Origin of the sequence: Pseudomonas sp. BNK-15 (assembly GCF_047456105.1) — a bacterium.
GTDB lineage: Bacteria > Pseudomonadota > Gammaproteobacteria > Pseudomonadales > Pseudomonadaceae > Aquipseudomonas > Aquipseudomonas putida_E.
In genome coordinates this window covers 5,527,085-5,541,233 of the sequence record NZ_CP179898.1, presented here as the reverse complement: position 1 = coordinate 5,541,233, position 14,149 = coordinate 5,527,085, and the positions used below count along the sequence as shown (strand labels likewise).

Genomic DNA, 14,149 nt, shown 5'->3' with positions numbered 1-14,149 from the left:
TTGGCGGAATGCAGACATAATGGCGCCCATCGAAACGCAGCAAACTTTGAAAAAGGTTCTACGTTTCAAGGAGATAGAAGCGCAAGCAACTAGATCCGAACTTTGAGGCCGAGTAGCAAAGTGGTTATGCTCCGGATTGCAAATCCGTCTACGCCGGTTCGATTCCGACCTCGGCCTCCACATTCGAAAGCCCCGCAGATTAACGTCTGCGGGGTTTTTCTTTGGACGCAAGAAAAGACCGAAGTCCCAAAACTAATTGATGCCAGTCCCAAAACTTCATCATTTTGAAGGCTTGGCGATGGCGCCGACGCGCCGGTAAACGCGTTCGGTGATTCCCTCTTTCGAGTGCCCAAGCAGCACGCTGGCTTCGCTCAGGTCGTTGATCTCCGACGCCGCCTTCGGCCGGATGTCGCGGAACTGGAACTGGGCGATTCGATTGGCCAAGTCGGGCTTCTTCTCGGCCTCGGCCTTGACCCTGGCATCCTCTCGGGCGTCTGCCCATCGGTTGCGCAGCATCGGCCAGCTCATGCGCTTGCCGTGCTCATTGACGATGAAGAACGGCGACAGGTGCTCGCTGGTCCTGCGCATGATTCGCTCGAGCAGTTGGCCCAGGCTGTTCTTCACCCCGTCCATCTCCAAGACGATCCTCAGTCGCTTGCCGGTTTTACCTTGGCTTACCAGCAGGTAGATCCCCTCCATATCGTCCTTTCGCATGGACAGCACGTCCGACGGCCGTTGGCCAGTCAGGTACGCGAGGTCCATCGCATCCTTCAGCTCCGGTGGAGCCTCCTCATACACCGCCTGCCAAACTGTTTCGTTGGCGTAGAAGTCGCGAGGTTTCTCCTTGTTCTTTCTCACGCCCAGGCACGGGTTGTCCCGGGTGGTGAGCCCCCATTCCCTGGCCGTGTTGAATACGTGAGAGAGCAGGGCGATTTCCCTGTTCGCCCTGGTCTTCGCCGACCGCGAGTCGCGGTACTGGGCGATCATCGCTGGCGTGATGGCGTCAATCGGCGCCGAGTCGAACACGGCGCGCAACTGCTTGAGCTCGTAGATGTTGTCTTTTTGGGTCCTGGCGGCCTTGCCCGGGATGATCTTTAGCAGGTACTCGTCGAAAATTCCCCTCATAGTGGTCAGTTCCTTCGGCACCGACTTGGCCTCCAGTTCCGCCCACTTCAACTTGGCCTTCACCAGGTCATTGCCGAGAAAGATATCCTTGCCAGACTTGTCTCTGTAGTACAGGGCCTCCCACACCTTGCCATTAGCTTTTTGTCTCTTGCGGCGATACATGCCTGGTGGCAGGTCGCGATTTTCAGTCTTCCTTGGGCGCATTTCACTTCACTCGGGAAAAATCAGGGGTCCAGGCGGGCGCTGGTGGAGGGGCGGCAGCGACCGGCACGGTGTCAATCACCACGCCGCTGAGCTTCTGGCGGGCGTACTGGCGGCCAACCAGTGGCCGGCCGCCGCGGCTCTCGACAAAGTGCCAGCCTTTTTCTGTGAGCCAACGGCGCTGCCACGCCCGGGGTTTGTAGCCGGTGATCGCCACCAGCTCTTCGTCCAAAAGGATTTCGGTTTCCATGGGATGGTCTCCACGCCGCCGGTGGCGGCAGGTTGGTGGTCAGGCCGTGGCCAGTGCGATGGTCTGTTCGAACCGTGACGCCAACTCAGCGTTGACCTCGGCTTTGGCCAGGCTGTCAGCAGTGCCCTTTGCCCTGTGCAGGGTTTCGTACTTGCGCAACTGGGCGGCGGCTGCGGTCAGGTCGGCCAGAAGCAGGGGCGCCGCGGCGATCAGCTTTGCGTTGGCCCGGCGCAGGTCCCGGCTGAGTTCCGCAGGGCCGATCTCGGTGAAGGTCACGCAGTCGCCGCAGTCAGCGATCATCCAGCCGTCAGAGGGGAGTGCTTTCACGCCATCGCCGCTGTCAGCGCCGAGACCGGTGAAAACCTCGGTTTCGTTCAGGACTTCCCATGGGCCGGGCGTGTGTTTGTGTTTCGTCATGGCAATAGCTCTCCATGCCCGCGCATGTCGGCGGGCTTGAGTAGTAGGGGGATGGGTCAGGCTGAAGCGTGGCGCTTCATGAAGGTGATCCAGTGCGTCTTTTCGCGCTTGCCGGACTTGTGGCCAAACAGGGGTTTTTCATCCGTCAGGGCCAAAAGCTCGCTGACCAGTACCTGAGTTTCGTTCCACTTGAAGATCAAGATGCCCTCGGGTTCAAGTACTCGAAAGCACTCGGCGAAGCCCTGACGGATGTCTTCGCGCCAGTCGCTGGTGAGCACCCCGTACTTGGCGCGCATCCAGCTGTCCACGCCGGCCCGGGTGAGGTGAGGTGGGTCGAATACGACTAGGCGGAAGGTTGAGGCCTCGAATGGCAGCCGGCGAAAGTCCATCAGCACATCGGGCTCAACTTTCAGCACCCGTCCGTCGCAGAGCAGGTGCTCCTCGTCGCGGATGTCGCCGAAGAGGGCGCGCTGATCCTGCTTGTCGAACCACATCATTCGGCTGGCGCTGCAGGGGTCGAGCACTTTGGCTGCAGCGCTCATGACAGCAGCTCCTTGGGCACCTGGACGGTATCGCCGAGCTTGGCGAGGACGAGGGTGCGGCAGAAGGCAACCAATGCGGTTGGCCCGTAGAGCCAGATGCCGGCGGCTGCTGGGCCGGCGCTGTACCGGCAACTGCTGTCCTCCAGGTGCGGGTTGTGATGGATGCTGCCGAGGTGTTTGTCGATCAGCGGGCCGCCGGTACTCCAATCAGTGGACGGTTGCCACTTGCGGCGCGTTTTGTCATGGAAATCTGGGCGACCATCCCGCTTAACCACGAACGGATCACACCAGACCACGTTATTCCGCCCTCTCACTGCTCCGGGCAACTCCAGTTCGCGCCCATCTGCAATGCCTGTGGCCCAGTCCAGAGCAAGGCCAGTCAGGTTGGATACCCTCACTTCGATCAGGTCGGTCATGCGTGCCTCCGCTCGGGATTACCATACTGGTCGTACTCCGGGCGTTCTGGCGGGTATGCCTCAGCGGTCAGCGCCTGGTCGATGGCGGCGCGCAGGTTCTCGTTAGAGTTCTCGCCGAGCACCCGCGCACATGGCTTGCCCATGTAATGGCCGACGATCTCAATGCCGATCGTGTAGTCGCCGTCCATGCCATTCGAGTGACTCTCGAAACGAACATCCCAGCAGCATGACTCCAGCGCGTTCAATCGCTCGCGGTCGCGGCGCAATTCCTCCAGCTCTGCGCTGGAAACGATGGTGAAGTGTTTTTTCCTCCTGCTCACAGCTGATACCTCTCATCAATCCAGCGCCCAGGCGCCAGAGCGGGTGTAGGTTCGGGTTGGTTTTCGTGCGGGGAGAGCTGGCGCTCGTTGCCGGCCTGCAGCTGGCTGTCGGGGATGCAGCTGATGCCGACCCCGTTTAGCAGGTAACAGGTGACGCGGCGCTGGCTGTCGTGCTGCACGTCGATGACGTTCTCGGTTGCGCTGGTGCCGGTGGCCAGCAGCAGGAGGCAGAGGGCGAGGCGGGTCATGGCGTCACCACTCGACGACCCCACCAGCATGATGGCCCGTCGTCTGTGTCGTAGATGGCCAGGCAGAACCAGCCATCACCATCTGGCTTACTGGGATCCCAGTAGCTGCAATCGGGGTCGCCAGACTCGAAGTAGCGTTCCGCGATGTCCTCCGGTGCGTCGGTTTCGAGATCGACTCGGACCACCTCAAGTCCCTGCTGGGCGACCCAATCCTTGCTTTTCTCGACGTCGCCCTCGTCGAAGTCGGGCAGGTCAGGGTGCTGAAACATGCCGTATTCGTCACGGCGCACCACTGCTGACCTGATCAGGCCTTGGCGGTCGAGGCGTTCGATCTCTGCGAGTATCAGCGCACCAGCCTTCACCAGGTCGCGGCGCCGATCAGCGCTTGGCTTGAATGCTCCCGGCGCCCACGGCCAATCGGTGCTCATGGTGCCAGGCTGACCTGCCAGCCGTGCGTAGACGCTTGCCGCCCTGGCCAGTTCGCCGCTGGTGTAGCCGTCATCGCGATACAGCGAATAGCCTTCGTCGCTGACCTGCCGCTGGCGCTCGAGCACGACATCCTGCGCCCCACGGTTGAGGGTGATTCCACTTTTCTCGGGCATGACGATTCCTTGGCCGCTCCTGCGACCGGCTTGTGCTTAAATTGGCGAGGTTTGTGAAATGGATCTTTCGGTTAAGGAGAACGCTATGTTTGCTATTGGTATCGCGCTGCTTGCTGTCGGGCTGGGCACTTCGAACCCCGGTCTTTGGATACCGGGCGCTGCCCTCATGGCTGCTGGGGCAGTGAAGCGTGTCCGCAGCTGATCCGTTGGCCGCCATATCGCGGCAGTGAATAGAGGGGAGAGGGGTTACAGCTGGGTGGAGTACAAATGTGCTCTTTGTGGTCCGAGGCTTACTCGCCCTGGCTGACCAGTGCGTTCAGTCGCTGGAAGGAGGTGCCGGGGATGCCGTGGGCGCGCTCGTCTGGTGGCACGTCCTCGTCGCGCAGGTCGTACCGCTTGAGCAGGTCGATCAGCTGGCGCTGGTCATGGATGGCCTGGATGCAAGGGCGGCCCGGTAGATCGTCTGGCTTCTCGAAGCAGATCCGGTCATAGCCATTGCCGCCGACATGCCAGGCGATCGGTGCGCTCGGCTCTGCACTGGCGGATAGGGCGTCAGCGATTCGGCGGAGCTCGTAGGCTGCATCCTTCAGCCTGGCGTCTGCGGCGTCGACAGCCTTGTCCACTCGGGCCCTGGTCATTTTCTTGTCTTCGTCCTGCAGGTCTTGCAGGGCGAATAACGGTGCGCTGATTAGGTGAGCCGCCATGCGGATAAGGTCGCCAGACTTGTCGCGCAGCAGCGCATCTCGCTCGGCCAGCTTGTCGCTCAGCTCCTCGATGGCGGCCAGGTTCTTGATGCCATGGCTCCGCGAGTAGAAACGATCGAGCTTGGCGCTAAGGTCGTCGCGCTCCTCCCGCATGTAGCCAAGCTCTACCCGCAGCCGATCAACCTCAGCGGCACCGGTCATCGGCCCCAGATCAACAATCGGTAGCCCAGTATTTGCCGCATCCCTCTCTGCCTCTTCTTTGGTCCACCAGATGGCAGTACCAACCATCCAGGCTATCGGCTCGGGGTGGGGCTGCGGGGATGGCTCCTGTCCAGCGATTTGCGCGACTCCAATCCGCAGGTGCTGGCGAGCTTGGGCATGCGCCATTTCGTGGGGTGTGGCTTCACGAACCGAGTAGGGCAGGCCTCCATCAATTTTCCTGAACACCCAGCCGTAATGGCTGAGGTTCTTGTCCATCTGGATCAGGTGCAGGCCGTCGTCGCAGGCTATCCAGCCGTCGGCGTCGTTGGATCGGTTTTCTGTGGGCATCGGAAGTTCCTTGTCGCAAGGTTGGTGCAAGAGTTAAATTATTAGCTCAAACAATATTTAATCCGGAGCGTGGTCAGTCAGTCATGTGGAACCTAAAGTTGGCTTTAAGCGGCGGAGTTTTTTTAGCAGGTATTGTTTTGGCATTTAGTGCCGGGTTCGATGGTCGTTATTGGGGGGCTGCAGGCTGCTTTGCAGCAGGCCTCGCATTAGCGTTCACAATTCTCCTCTATGATGGCTATGTTAGCCCGGAGTTCGGGATTGCTTCAGTCTGTGCAGTAGCACTAACATTGTTTTCGATCCTTGAAACCTTTACATCCAGCCACTTGGTTAATAGACAGGAAGGAGCCGCTCAAGCTGAGTTTGTTTCACACCTTTTGCAGCTAGAGGGCGGGTCCGCTCATCTGAATGCCACGGAGAGAAAGCTCGTGACTGAGGCTTTAAGGTCCTGCGTAACACAGGGCTGGCGAGATGGGTTAGATTTGACAATAAGCGCTCAGAAGGCTTTGTACTTTGGTCCAGCTTTAACGCTTGCTGATGAGGCTAATGCTGCATTCCAAGATAGGCGGCCACCTCGCTGCCTCGATTACTACCGGGAATTACGTCGAACTCAGCCTACGCTGTTTATGAGGATGGAAAGACGACATCCATGGCTTTTAGGAACTACCTCGAGTTGATTGGCCATCGTTCAGGTTCTGTGAGCATGAAGATGCCTCAAGCAATACTTTCAAGTTGTTGCTGGATGCGCTGGCCAATCCAGCGAACGACATACACAGCCTTGCTGTTGCCGATTGCCTTGTAGCGCGGACCATCAGGGCATTCCTCGGAGGGCTTGCCGCGATAGGGGATGCGGGTATATGTGTCCGAGAAGCCTTGCAGGCGCTCGAATTCTTTCGGTGTCAGCCGGCGAATTCCTTCGCCTTCAAAGAGCGCGTTCTCGGCGCCATTGTTGCGACCTAGGGTATGCGCCAGGCCCTTCAGCAAGTCCGGATCCTGTGTTCCGTGTATGCAGAAGGTTTCGCTCTCGATGTCTAGGCGCGTGTCCTTGGCGGTCAGCGTTGCGGCCTGGCTGACATCACCCTGAAGGCTGTGGCCGCCGTAGGCAGGAACGCCGGCCAGCACCTCAAACGCTGGCCCCTCATCGCCCTCACAGTTCGGGCAGCCGTGCTGGCCCAGGTCTAACCCGAAGACATATCCACATCCGCACTGCAGAGCAGGGCCGAATGGAGCTCGTCCGGCAAGGTCTTGCCCCTCGCCTCTGCGCGGCGGAGTATCCCGACGCACGCCTTCGCGCTCAAAAAGTACTTCGAGGGGATCGAACCCTGCTCTAGCACTTGCGACAACGAACACACGGCGGCGTCGTTGGGCCAGGCCGAAATATTGGGCATCCAGAACCCGCCATGCGACTGTTCGCGTGGGTCCATACACACAACCAGCGTCCTTCCATTTGCCCCCTGGCGGTTGGAGTTCTTCGGATTCGCCCACCAGGGCGCCGAGGAAGCAACCGAACGCGTTGCCTTTGTCGGAGAAGACGCCGGGGACGTTTTCCCAGAGGCAGACGGCCTCGGGCTCGCCTCGCATTGTTCGAACATGGTCAATTGCATCGAGCAGCTCCACGTATTTGATGGTGAGGGCGCCGCGGGGGTCGGCCAGGCCTTCGCGCATGCCGGCCACGCTGAATGCTTGACAAGGCGTGCCGCCGACCAGCATCTCGGGTGCCGGTATCTTGCCGGCCAGCACCATGGCCGACAGGCGGGTCATGTCGCCGTGGTTTGGCGTGTCTGGGTAGTGATGAGCCAGTACCGCGCAGGGGAACTGCTCGATCTCGGCGTACCAGGCGGCACGCCAGCCCAGCGGGTGCCAGGCAACGGTCGCGGCCTCGATGCCGCTGCACACGCTTCCATAGGTGATGGGCATTGGTAGTTCTCGATAGACGCAGGAAGTGGAGTGATTGACGTCGATAAATTTCGTTATCTCTATGTGGCGTTTTGCCTCTGCTCGTAGTTAGATAGCGGCCATTAGGTGATTTTGGCTAACAGGGGAACTCGCATTGAGCTGGTTTGAACTTCAAGCGTCCGAGCTTGATCATAAAAATCTGATTAAAAGTTGGCAGGTGGGCGAGGAGGCTCATTCAAGCCTCCTGCAACTCTCTTTTTCGGATGTAAACTCTTGGTGGTACGTTGTTTTTCTGGGGGGTAGTTTATTCTTGGTCTGGCATTTTTACGGTCTTGCAAAAAAGAAAGGTAGTAATCACGCTAGTTATTTCAGAGTTGCTGTTGTGCTCGCTGTTGTTCTGTATTTCTATAGTGGGTATATGGTGATGCTGTTGTGGAACATTCCATTTATGTATATCCCTCAAACGCTACGTAAAGGGGTGTTCGGCGATAGTTTTGGAACTATCAACGCGCTTTGCTCTGGTCTAGCATTTGCTGGCGTGTTGATTACCTTGCTATTCCAGAGGAAGGACTTGTCTGAGACACGTAAACAAATTGGAGAGCAGAATTTTGAGTCTCAGTTCTACAGTATGCTCCAGCATCAGCAGGAGGTGGTAAAAAACTTCGATATCCAACAGTCAAAAACTAGAAAGATCGTCGCGCAAGGTCGTGATTGCTTTCGTCATTGGGATAGGTTTGTCGGCCATCACTATCGGCTTTATTATGGCGTGCTAATAGTCAATGATCCGCACTGTCATGCCTACAATCAAGTTTACTGGCACTATAGGTCTGATCTTGGCATTTATTATAGGAGCCTGTATTCCGTGTTTCGGTTGATCGAAAACTCAAATCATTCTGGGGCGGCCAAATTTGGCTTGCTTGTTCGATCACTTATGTCGGACTATGAGTTAGTAATGATTTTTTATAATTGCCTGACGCCGCAGGGGAGTAAGTTTACTAAGTACGTTTACAGCTTTGCTTTATTTGATAATCTTGATGAGACGCTTCTCTTGGATCAAGATCACATTAATTTCTTTACGTTCGAGGCGTATGGTAGTAACCGACGTTTGATCGAGAAGCTACGGATCGGACCTCCGTCAAAATAGGCGATTGTGGGAGCTTTATCTTTGAATAGGGGAAGGCGCCGCAGTGGCGCGCATTGTCTGCTGAGCTATCAATCCATGGTTGACTCGACCTGGTGGAGGTCGCCATGACACTGAAAAGCGATACCGAGGCCCTTGCCTCAATCGAGGAAGAAGCCCAGGCAATGCTGAAAAAGATCGGTCTGCCGGATGACCAGCTGAAGAAGGAAATGGTCATCTGCCTGCGCCAGATCATTGCGATTGCGCGCTACCGGAAAGGCCTGGGCGCCGACCCTGTCGTTGAATAGGGGAAGGCGCTGGCGGTCAGCGCCGGGGTGGCGTGTTTTTGCGAAGTGGTTGATAGTGAAAGGCCATATCCAGCTTGGAGAAAGCCGTGACCTACCATCGAAACCTTCCAGATGCAGATCGGTTCATTCAGCCCCTGGCCAGCGAGGACAATTGCTTCGAATGCGGGAAACACATTTCGGGAGCTGGGGTCGAGTACCACGGCCTCAACGCAGAGGGATCAATTTCAGCGCTGTACTTCCATCCATCCTGCGCTGCGGTGATGGGGCAGCGGCTAATCTGTGATGGGTATCCCCGACGCCGCGAAGGTTGATCGGTAGCAATTGAGGCTGTCGTTTAGCGCCGGGTGATCAGGCCCGGCGAACCTTGAAGCCGAACATGCACTCGATGTCGTGGTATTCGCAGCGCTCGTAGGCCTTGTACTTGGCCTGCGCCGGCGTGCTTGCGAGAACATCGACGATTGTTCGATTGGTGATGTCCCACCAGTCCCACCAGTCCCAGCCGGCGACGAGCACTTGGTAGCGTTTCAGCGGAAGCTTCTCGGCCATCTCGCCGTACTGCATCTCCCAGGTTGGGTGGTAGTTGCGGATGCGCTTCTTCGGGTCGCTGTCGAGGATCACACCGATGTAGTGGCCACGGTCGGCCATGATCACTCCCGGCTCGCCGTTGGCGATGACGCGACGCCCGATCTCGGCCGGTACGTCGTAATGGCGGCGAACGTAGTCACAGTTGTAGTTGCTCATGGTTTTCTCCATGCATGCGCCGCCCTCCGTGGCCGGATGCGGCATGGTGGCAATTTGGTTTGGGATGAGGTATTAGGGGTCGCTAGAACAGGCCTGCGATCGTGCTCGGCCGGATAACGAAGTCAAACTAGGAATCTGAACGTGATAAAGCGCTCTCTGCGATTGGTAGGTTTAGCGTTATTGGCCAGCGGCGCTACTGCCTGCTCGACTATCGACGGGCTTGAGCCTACTGACAAAGGCATAACTGTAGAGGTGGCGAACAAGCCGTACGCAGAGGTATGGAAGTCATCGGTTAATGCCATGAGTACCAACATGGCGATCGTCGAGATGAACAAGTCAGCAGGGGTCATTAAGTCTGAAGTGCCTGCCGGAATGGCGACTTGGGGAGAAGTGGTAGGGCTATTCATCACGCCAACAACAAAGGTTTCCGACCGCTATACTATTCATATCGTGAGTAAGACTCGGTCCACGTATCAGATTACAGGGCAGAACTGGGCTCCATCGGTGGCCGCGCGCATACAGGCTGACTTGGATGTTGAGTAACCCAAGTTAGTATCACTGCACGTCGCTGCAGATTTGAAGTGATGCACGTGCCCTGAGCATCTCAAGCTTCCGCTCCACAGCCGGTGACACCGTGATTTCGTGGCGCGGAGTTCTCAGCCTGCAGCGGAACGCTTCAACTGGTCGATCAGCTGCGTCGGCAGGTTCTTGATGGTGAGGCTGGCGCTGTCCTGGTCGAACTCGACGCGCTTGCCAAGCAGGTGCGCTTCGAAACTGATCGACATGCCTTCGGCGCGCCCGGTGTAGCGGCGATACTGGTTGAGGGTGCGCTTGTCGGCGGCGAAGGCCTCGGAGATTCCGTAATCGCCGGCTCTGATGAAGTCAGCGAAGGTCTTCGGCCTGTCTTCATCCAGTACCTCGGAGAGCTCGTCCAGGCTGATCGGCTCACCGATCTTGCCCTGCGCCTGTGCGTAGGCCACCAGGTTCTGGCTCTTCTCGCTCGCGGTGTCGCTCGGCAGATCTTCAGCGCTCACGAAGTCGGTGAAGGCCTTGAGCAGCGTTCGTGTTTCGCCTGGACTGTCGATCCCTTCTTGGCAGCCGATGAAGTCTTGGAAGTAGTGCGAAAGCCGCTTTCCGTTCTTGCTCTTGATGAACGAGATGTACTGACGCGAGGCCGGGTTGTTCTTCCACTCGCTCAGGTTGATCCTGGCAGCGAAATGCAGGGCCCTGGTGTCCAGATGGCGCGACACCGACACGGTGAGGTCGTCGGCTACCGAGATGGTCTCGGCCTGCTTAAAGACGGCGATGGTCAGGTAGTCGGTCATTCCCTGCCGGTAGAGGGCGAACAGGACATGGCCACCTACTGACAGGTTGGATTCCTCCATGAGGCGGGTGAGGTGCCCCACTGCGGTGCGCGTAAAGTCGATGAACTCCATGTCGCCGCTCACGAACTTGGACAGCCAGCCGCTGAAGGGGTAGGCGCCGGACTCGCCGTGGAAGAAGCCCCACGCCTTGCCGGTCTTGGCGTTGTAACCGTCGTTGACGTCGTTTACCAGGTCCTCGATAGCGCCGTTTTCCGGCAAACTGGAGCTGGCCATGTGCAGCGCCGCTGGGCTGCCGTCAGGCTTCTTGTCGATGTAGTGCATCACTGCGTTGCGAATGGGCATGGGTGTTCCTCCGTGGGCGTCGGGCGGCCTGGTGGTAATGTGGTTAGGTTTGGTCTATTACAGGTGACCGGCATGGAGCCGGACACTAGGAGTGAAAATGGCAACTGATCGCGAAATTGCTTTGGAACAGGCTCTCGTCGCCGTGCTTGGAGCTACTCAAGATTTGGACTTGAACCTGGTAGAAATCAGCCAGAGGGCCAAGTCATTGATCCTCGATAACTCGAAGTACCGTCAAGCTGAGCATCCTCACGTTTCAAATGCTTGGAATGAGGTTGAGTCAGCCGTTGTGAAGGTAAGGAAACTGGCGTAGGGCTTTGTATTTCGTCGCCCGGGTTGCGCCTCAGTTCAGCCATGCTGGCCTCATTGAACTGACGCGCCAGTTTTGGCGATATGTAAAAAGCTGGCGCGTCGGGTCGTTCAAGCCGACGCGCCCGCTCCTCAGGATCCTGTGCGATCCACGAAAGGGCTAGGTCCTGCCAGAGCTCCTGCACCTGTTCGTAGCCGTGGCGCTCGATCTCGGCAGCCATGGCAGCTTTGATCCCTTCCGGCATGTTGAAGAACACCTTCTCTATGCCCAGTTTCTTTGCCCGGGCCTTCTGCCGGGCTCGGTAGTCCGCCGAGTGCTTCGCGACACCGGTCTTTTCCTCGGCCATCGCTGGTACCTCCCAAGCCGCTGGGCGGCAAGTTGATGTATTGCTGGCGCCGGCCGTGCCGGACGCGTGCGGTGATGCGTTTCATGCTTGTCGTGTTGCTCGCTTTTCGGCGGTGGTTGGGAAGCTGATGTCGAAGTCCCGGAGAAGACGGCTGAGTTGCTTGAAGGAAATCTGCAGCTCGCGAACAACGTCAGCCCGGGTCATCCCGACGTTGCGATATGCAACGATCTGTTCAGCCTTGGCCCTGTCTTCTGCTGGATCGCTGAGCTTTTTGCCCTGGTTGCCCTTGCCCCAGTTCGGGTCGGGCTGAAACTTGAACTTGCCGGCGGCAGCAGCGCGGACCAGTGCTGATTGCGAAAGCCCTGTATGAGCCATTGCTTGGGCGTAGGTCATGGTCTGGGCTAAAGCCCGGATCGCTGCAAGGTGCTCGAGCCGCTTGGCCACTCGCTTACTCACCGGCGGCTCCGCTGGAGCTCGTACTGGTTCCAGTTCACGGCGCGGCCTGTGTGGCACGTACTGGCTGCCTGGCAAGGTCTGCACGCTGCCACCTTCCAGGAAGAAGCTATCGATGCTCGCATTGAGCTCGGCCAGCACCGCTTCACGATGGTCGGGGATTAGCGTGCCATTCACTGCAGGCCACCCCGCTTTGTCGCTGCGCCTGCCTCCATCGCATCCACGAACTTCATCGCGGCCTGATGGCTGAAGCAGAAACCCTTGGTCTTGCCGGTGGCTATCTCGATGACGTGCCACGCCTTTCCCTTGTTGACGGCCTGGAAGCGCGGGCCGGGCGGTGGAGCTGGGCGCCCGATCTTCTCGTAGAACTCGGCAGTTGCCATGTAGGTACGTGCTCGCATGTCGGCCAGGCCGGCAACGCGCTGCTGCATTGCGTGGTGCATAAGCGATCCTCGGTAGGGTCAGGCGTGAAGCTCGAAGGCCTCGGCCTTGCGAACGATTCGAACTTGGGCGGTACGCCGCTCGGGCACACGTCGGTCGCGGCGCATCGGGTCGCTGTCGTTGATCACCGCATGCATGGCGATGAGGCAGGCGAGGGCGATGCAGAGCGGGCTGATGATCTGTTGGCGCATAGCCTTAGTGACCGCCTCGATGCGGCGCCCGGCCTCCAACTTGAACAGCGCAGCCTCGATTCGGTTGGCCACAGTGCCGGGGCTGACTGCCATCTCCCGGGCGATTTCTTTGGTGGTGAGGCCTTGGGCCACCCACAGCAATGCTTCAAGCTCGCGGGGAGCCAGCGCCTTGCCGAGCTGGCCAATCCATGAGCCGCAGGTGATCGTTTCCATGAAGTGTCCTCGGTGGGCTGCATTGGTGTGTGATCAGATACCGGTCAGCTATGGGTCAACGATAGGCTGCTGATAATGCAGGCCGAGCCATCCTCGGCAGGCGTCGAGTCGGTGTAATCCACCTGGTTGTAAACGCCACCGTGGAAGTTCAACAGCGATGAGCGCCATGAGTCATCCAGCTCTAGCCGACCAGACGATTCCGCATCTCCATCGCACTCGGCTGTCACGGTCAAGGCGCCCGAGGCCAGTACGCGGATAGTGATTTTGAACTTTGCACCGAGGGGAACGCCTTTGAGCAGCGTCGTGTTGATTGGGGTGGCCTGATTGAACGTCTGCCGGAATCCTAGGGTGATGTTCCCTTTGCTCCAGAAGACCTTCACCGGTGGGCTGTCGTCGTCCTTAACGTGCAACTGCGAGATCACGACCTTCTGCGCTGAGTTGACCCTGGTGAGCGTCATCTCCTGCATGTTGATGTGCTCGGCCGCGCTCGCCAGAGTCCAGTAAACAGGCTCTTTCCACTCGCACCGCGTGCGATGAGTGCTCTTGCTCGAAGCGCCCTTGGTCGGCGCCGAGAACCGGACGGATCCATCAGATAAAACAGTCACGACGCTGGGAAGCTGTGCAATCGCCTGTGCGCCTCTAAGCTCCAGGGCCACAGGATTGGTGGATGAAATAGCTACTGGAGTGGTAATCGTCAGGTTGTTGATGTTTACGGTCATGGCACGCCTCCTGATGGCGAGAGGGTTGTGGTGTCGGCCTGATGGAGCTTCGGCTTGGTGGCCGTCGAACCGCTCAGCTATGTCGGGTGGTTTCCCGTCTGGCCCTGTCGCCAAGGCCAGCCAGTGAAATCTGTTGTCCGCCCCATGCTTGTTGCCGCGGCTATCCCCACCTGGCCGGGTCACACATTTCGTGTTCGGTGTTCTTCCCGGCTGGCTGCATGGTTTGGCGTCCTCCCATGGGGGAGTCCGGCAGCTATCCAGAGGCTGCGTGGTCGACGACTTAGCTTGTCCCGACCCAGGTAATGGCCTGGGTGCGTCGAGGTGGTCACGTCTGGTTGTGTAAAGAGCGTTGGCCGGTGAGGGCCTCGGCAGTCCC

Annotated in this window: 20 protein-coding genes and 1 tRNA gene; 4 read left to right on the top strand and 17 right to left on the bottom strand. The window is 58.5% G+C overall.

The window, feature by feature from the left end; genetic code table 11:
- Positions 1-106: 106 nt before the first annotated feature.
- Positions 107-180 (top strand) — tRNA-Cys (locus ACMGF5_RS25565).
- Between the two features lie 99 nt (positions 181-279).
- Here ACMGF5_RS25565 and ACMGF5_RS25560 read toward each other — a convergent pair.
- The 10 genes from ACMGF5_RS25560 to ACMGF5_RS25515 form a co-directional block, all read right to left on the bottom strand.
- Complete coding sequence (locus ACMGF5_RS25560; protein WP_119687427.1) at positions 280-1,329, bottom strand: site-specific integrase; 1,050 nt, start codon at positions 1,327-1,329, stop codon at positions 280-282.
- Between the two features lies 1 nt (position 1,330).
- Positions 1,331-1,576: a DUF4224 domain-containing protein gene (locus ACMGF5_RS25555; protein ID WP_414157446.1), complete on the bottom strand. Its 246-nt coding sequence runs from the start codon at positions 1,574-1,576 to the stop codon at positions 1,331-1,333.
- A gap of 39 nt (positions 1,577-1,615) precedes the next feature.
- Positions 1,616-1,993, bottom strand: coding sequence for a hypothetical protein (locus ACMGF5_RS25550; RefSeq protein WP_414157445.1), 378 nt, complete (start codon positions 1,991-1,993; stop codon positions 1,616-1,618).
- A 56-nt stretch (positions 1,994-2,049) separates the two neighbouring features.
- Positions 2,050-2,535: a class I SAM-dependent methyltransferase gene (locus tag ACMGF5_RS25545; RefSeq protein WP_367904212.1), complete on the bottom strand. Its 486-nt coding sequence runs from the start codon at positions 2,533-2,535 to the stop codon at positions 2,050-2,052.
- The gene (locus tag ACMGF5_RS25540; protein ID WP_414157444.1) at positions 2,532-2,951 is read right to left on the bottom strand and encodes a phage protein NinX family protein; all 420 of its coding nucleotides are present in this window, start codon (positions 2,949-2,951) and stop codon (positions 2,532-2,534) included. The genes ACMGF5_RS25545 and ACMGF5_RS25540 overlap by 4 nt, the downstream gene beginning before the upstream one ends.
- Positions 2,948-3,271: a hypothetical protein gene (locus tag ACMGF5_RS25535; protein WP_414157443.1), complete on the bottom strand. Its 324-nt coding sequence runs from the start codon at positions 3,269-3,271 to the stop codon at positions 2,948-2,950. Before ACMGF5_RS25535 ends, ACMGF5_RS25540 begins: the two co-directional genes overlap by 4 nt.
- Positions 3,268-3,519: a hypothetical protein gene (locus ACMGF5_RS25530; RefSeq protein ID WP_414157442.1), complete on the bottom strand. Its 252-nt coding sequence runs from the start codon at positions 3,517-3,519 to the stop codon at positions 3,268-3,270. Before ACMGF5_RS25530 ends, ACMGF5_RS25535 begins: the two co-directional genes overlap by 4 nt.
- Entirely contained in the window at positions 3,516-3,788 is a 273-nt protein-coding gene (locus tag ACMGF5_RS25525; protein WP_414157881.1) for a hypothetical protein, read from the bottom strand. The genes ACMGF5_RS25530 and ACMGF5_RS25525 overlap by 4 nt, the downstream gene beginning before the upstream one ends.
- Before the next feature lie 623 nt (positions 3,789-4,411).
- Complete coding sequence (locus tag ACMGF5_RS25520) at positions 4,412-5,374, bottom strand: hypothetical protein (protein ID WP_414157441.1); 963 nt, start codon at positions 5,372-5,374, stop codon at positions 4,412-4,414.
- 711 nt (positions 5,375-6,085) lie between these two features.
- Complete coding sequence (locus ACMGF5_RS25515) at positions 6,086-7,288, bottom strand: DNA cytosine methyltransferase (RefSeq protein WP_414157440.1); 1,203 nt, start codon at positions 7,286-7,288, stop codon at positions 6,086-6,088.
- Positions 7,289-7,421: 133 nt separating this feature from the next.
- On the opposite strand from ACMGF5_RS25515, the gene ACMGF5_RS25510 reads away from it, so the two are divergent.
- Together ACMGF5_RS25510 and ACMGF5_RS25505 are read left to right on the top strand one after the other, a co-directional pair.
- On the top strand, positions 7,422-8,411 hold the full coding sequence (locus tag ACMGF5_RS25510) for a putative phage abortive infection protein (RefSeq protein WP_414157439.1): 990 nt from the start codon (positions 7,422-7,424) through the stop codon (positions 8,409-8,411).
- A gap of 104 nt (positions 8,412-8,515) precedes the next feature.
- Positions 8,516-8,695: a hypothetical protein gene (locus tag ACMGF5_RS25505; RefSeq protein ID WP_414157438.1), complete on the top strand. Its 180-nt coding sequence runs from the start codon at positions 8,516-8,518 to the stop codon at positions 8,693-8,695.
- Between the two features lie 348 nt (positions 8,696-9,043).
- On the opposite strand, the gene ACMGF5_RS25500 is transcribed toward ACMGF5_RS25505, so the two are convergent.
- Positions 9,044-9,436 (bottom strand): hypothetical protein, encoded by a 393-nt coding sequence (locus tag ACMGF5_RS25500; protein WP_414157437.1) that lies wholly within the window; start codon positions 9,434-9,436, stop codon positions 9,044-9,046.
- Positions 9,437-9,748: 312 nt separating this feature from the next.
- On the opposite strand from ACMGF5_RS25500, the gene ACMGF5_RS25495 reads away from it, so the two are divergent.
- On the top strand, positions 9,749-9,979 hold the full coding sequence (locus tag ACMGF5_RS25495; RefSeq protein ID WP_414157436.1) for a hypothetical protein: 231 nt from the start codon (positions 9,749-9,751) through the stop codon (positions 9,977-9,979).
- Between the two features lie 113 nt (positions 9,980-10,092).
- Here ACMGF5_RS25495 and yejK read toward each other — a convergent pair whose 3' ends face one another.
- The 6 genes from yejK to ACMGF5_RS25465 all read right to left on the bottom strand — a co-directional run bounded on the left by yejK (position 10,093) and on the right by ACMGF5_RS25465 (position 13,773).
- Positions 10,093-11,103 carry a nucleoid-associated protein YejK gene (gene yejK / locus ACMGF5_RS25490; RefSeq protein WP_414157435.1) on the bottom strand — a complete coding sequence of 337 codons (1,011 nt, stop codon included), beginning with the start codon at positions 11,101-11,103 and terminating at the stop codon, positions 10,093-10,095.
- A gap of 185 nt (positions 11,104-11,288) precedes the next feature.
- Positions 11,289-11,756 (bottom strand): hypothetical protein, encoded by a 468-nt coding sequence (locus ACMGF5_RS25485; RefSeq protein WP_414157434.1) that lies wholly within the window; start codon positions 11,754-11,756, stop codon positions 11,289-11,291.
- An 81-nt stretch (positions 11,757-11,837) separates the two neighbouring features.
- Positions 11,838-12,386: a hypothetical protein gene (locus ACMGF5_RS25480; protein ID WP_414157433.1), complete on the bottom strand. Its 549-nt coding sequence runs from the start codon at positions 12,384-12,386 to the stop codon at positions 11,838-11,840.
- A complete protein-coding gene (locus ACMGF5_RS25475; protein ID WP_237858061.1) occupies positions 12,383-12,652 on the bottom strand; it encodes a hypothetical protein in 270 nt (89 codons plus the stop codon). The genes ACMGF5_RS25480 and ACMGF5_RS25475 overlap by 4 nt, the downstream gene beginning before the upstream one ends.
- 18 nt (positions 12,653-12,670) lie before the next feature.
- Positions 12,671-13,054, bottom strand: coding sequence for a response regulator transcription factor (locus ACMGF5_RS25470; RefSeq protein ID WP_414157432.1), 384 nt, complete (start codon positions 13,052-13,054; stop codon positions 12,671-12,673).
- A 44-nt stretch (positions 13,055-13,098) separates the two neighbouring features.
- Complete coding sequence (locus ACMGF5_RS25465) at positions 13,099-13,773, bottom strand: polysaccharide lyase family 7 protein (RefSeq protein ID WP_414157431.1); 675 nt, start codon at positions 13,771-13,773, stop codon at positions 13,099-13,101.
- Positions 13,774-14,149 lie beyond the last annotated feature (376 nt).

Bases quoted from the DNA above. Each gene is read 5' to 3' on its own strand.
- ACMGF5_RS25485 (WP_414157434.1), bottom strand. From the start codon at position 11,756: ATGGCCGAGGAAAAGACCGGTGTCGCGAAGCACTCGGCGGACTACCGA.
- ACMGF5_RS25555 (WP_414157446.1), bottom strand. From the start codon at position 1,576: ATGGAAACCGAAATCCTTTTGGACGAAGAGCTGGTGGCGATCACCGGC.
- ACMGF5_RS25465 (WP_414157431.1), bottom strand. From the start codon at position 13,773: ATGACCGTAAACATCAACAACCTGACGATTACCACTCCAGTAGCTATT.
- ACMGF5_RS25530 (WP_414157442.1), bottom strand. From the start codon at position 3,519: ATGACCCGCCTCGCCCTCTGCCTCCTGCTGCTGGCCACCGGCACCAGC.
- ACMGF5_RS25505 (WP_414157438.1), top strand. From the start codon at position 8,516: ATGACACTGAAAAGCGATACCGAGGCCCTTGCCTCAATCGAGGAAGAA.
- ACMGF5_RS25550 (WP_414157445.1), bottom strand. From the start codon at position 1,993: ATGACGAAACACAAACACACGCCCGGCCCATGGGAAGTCCTGAACGAA.
- ACMGF5_RS25475 (WP_237858061.1), bottom strand. From the start codon at position 12,652: ATGCACCACGCAATGCAGCAGCGCGTTGCCGGCCTGGCCGACATGCGA.
- ACMGF5_RS25545 (WP_367904212.1), bottom strand. From the start codon at position 2,535: ATGAGCGCTGCAGCCAAAGTGCTCGACCCCTGCAGCGCCAGCCGAATG.
- ACMGF5_RS25540 (WP_414157444.1), bottom strand. From the start codon at position 2,951: ATGACCGACCTGATCGAAGTGAGGGTATCCAACCTGACTGGCCTTGCT.
- ACMGF5_RS25520 (WP_414157441.1), bottom strand. From the start codon at position 5,374: ATGCCCACAGAAAACCGATCCAACGACGCCGACGGCTGGATAGCCTGC.
- ACMGF5_RS25560 (WP_119687427.1), bottom strand. From the start codon at position 1,329: ATGCGCCCAAGGAAGACTGAAAATCGCGACCTGCCACCAGGCATGTAT.
- ACMGF5_RS25515 (WP_414157440.1), bottom strand. From the start codon at position 7,288: ATGCCCATCACCTATGGAAGCGTGTGCAGCGGCATCGAGGCCGCGACC.
- ACMGF5_RS25470 (WP_414157432.1), bottom strand. From the start codon at position 13,054: ATGGAAACGATCACCTGCGGCTCATGGATTGGCCAGCTCGGCAAGGCG.
- ACMGF5_RS25500 (WP_414157437.1), bottom strand. From the start codon at position 9,436: ATGAGCAACTACAACTGTGACTACGTTCGCCGCCATTACGACGTACCG.
- ACMGF5_RS25525 (WP_414157881.1), bottom strand. From the start codon at position 3,788: ATGTTTCAGCACCCTGACCTGCCCGACTTCGACGAGGGCGACGTCGAG.
- ACMGF5_RS25495 (WP_414157436.1), top strand. From the start codon at position 9,749: ATGGCGATCGTCGAGATGAACAAGTCAGCAGGGGTCATTAAGTCTGAA.
- yejK (WP_414157435.1), bottom strand. From the start codon at position 11,103: ATGCCCATTCGCAACGCAGTGATGCACTACATCGACAAGAAGCCTGAC.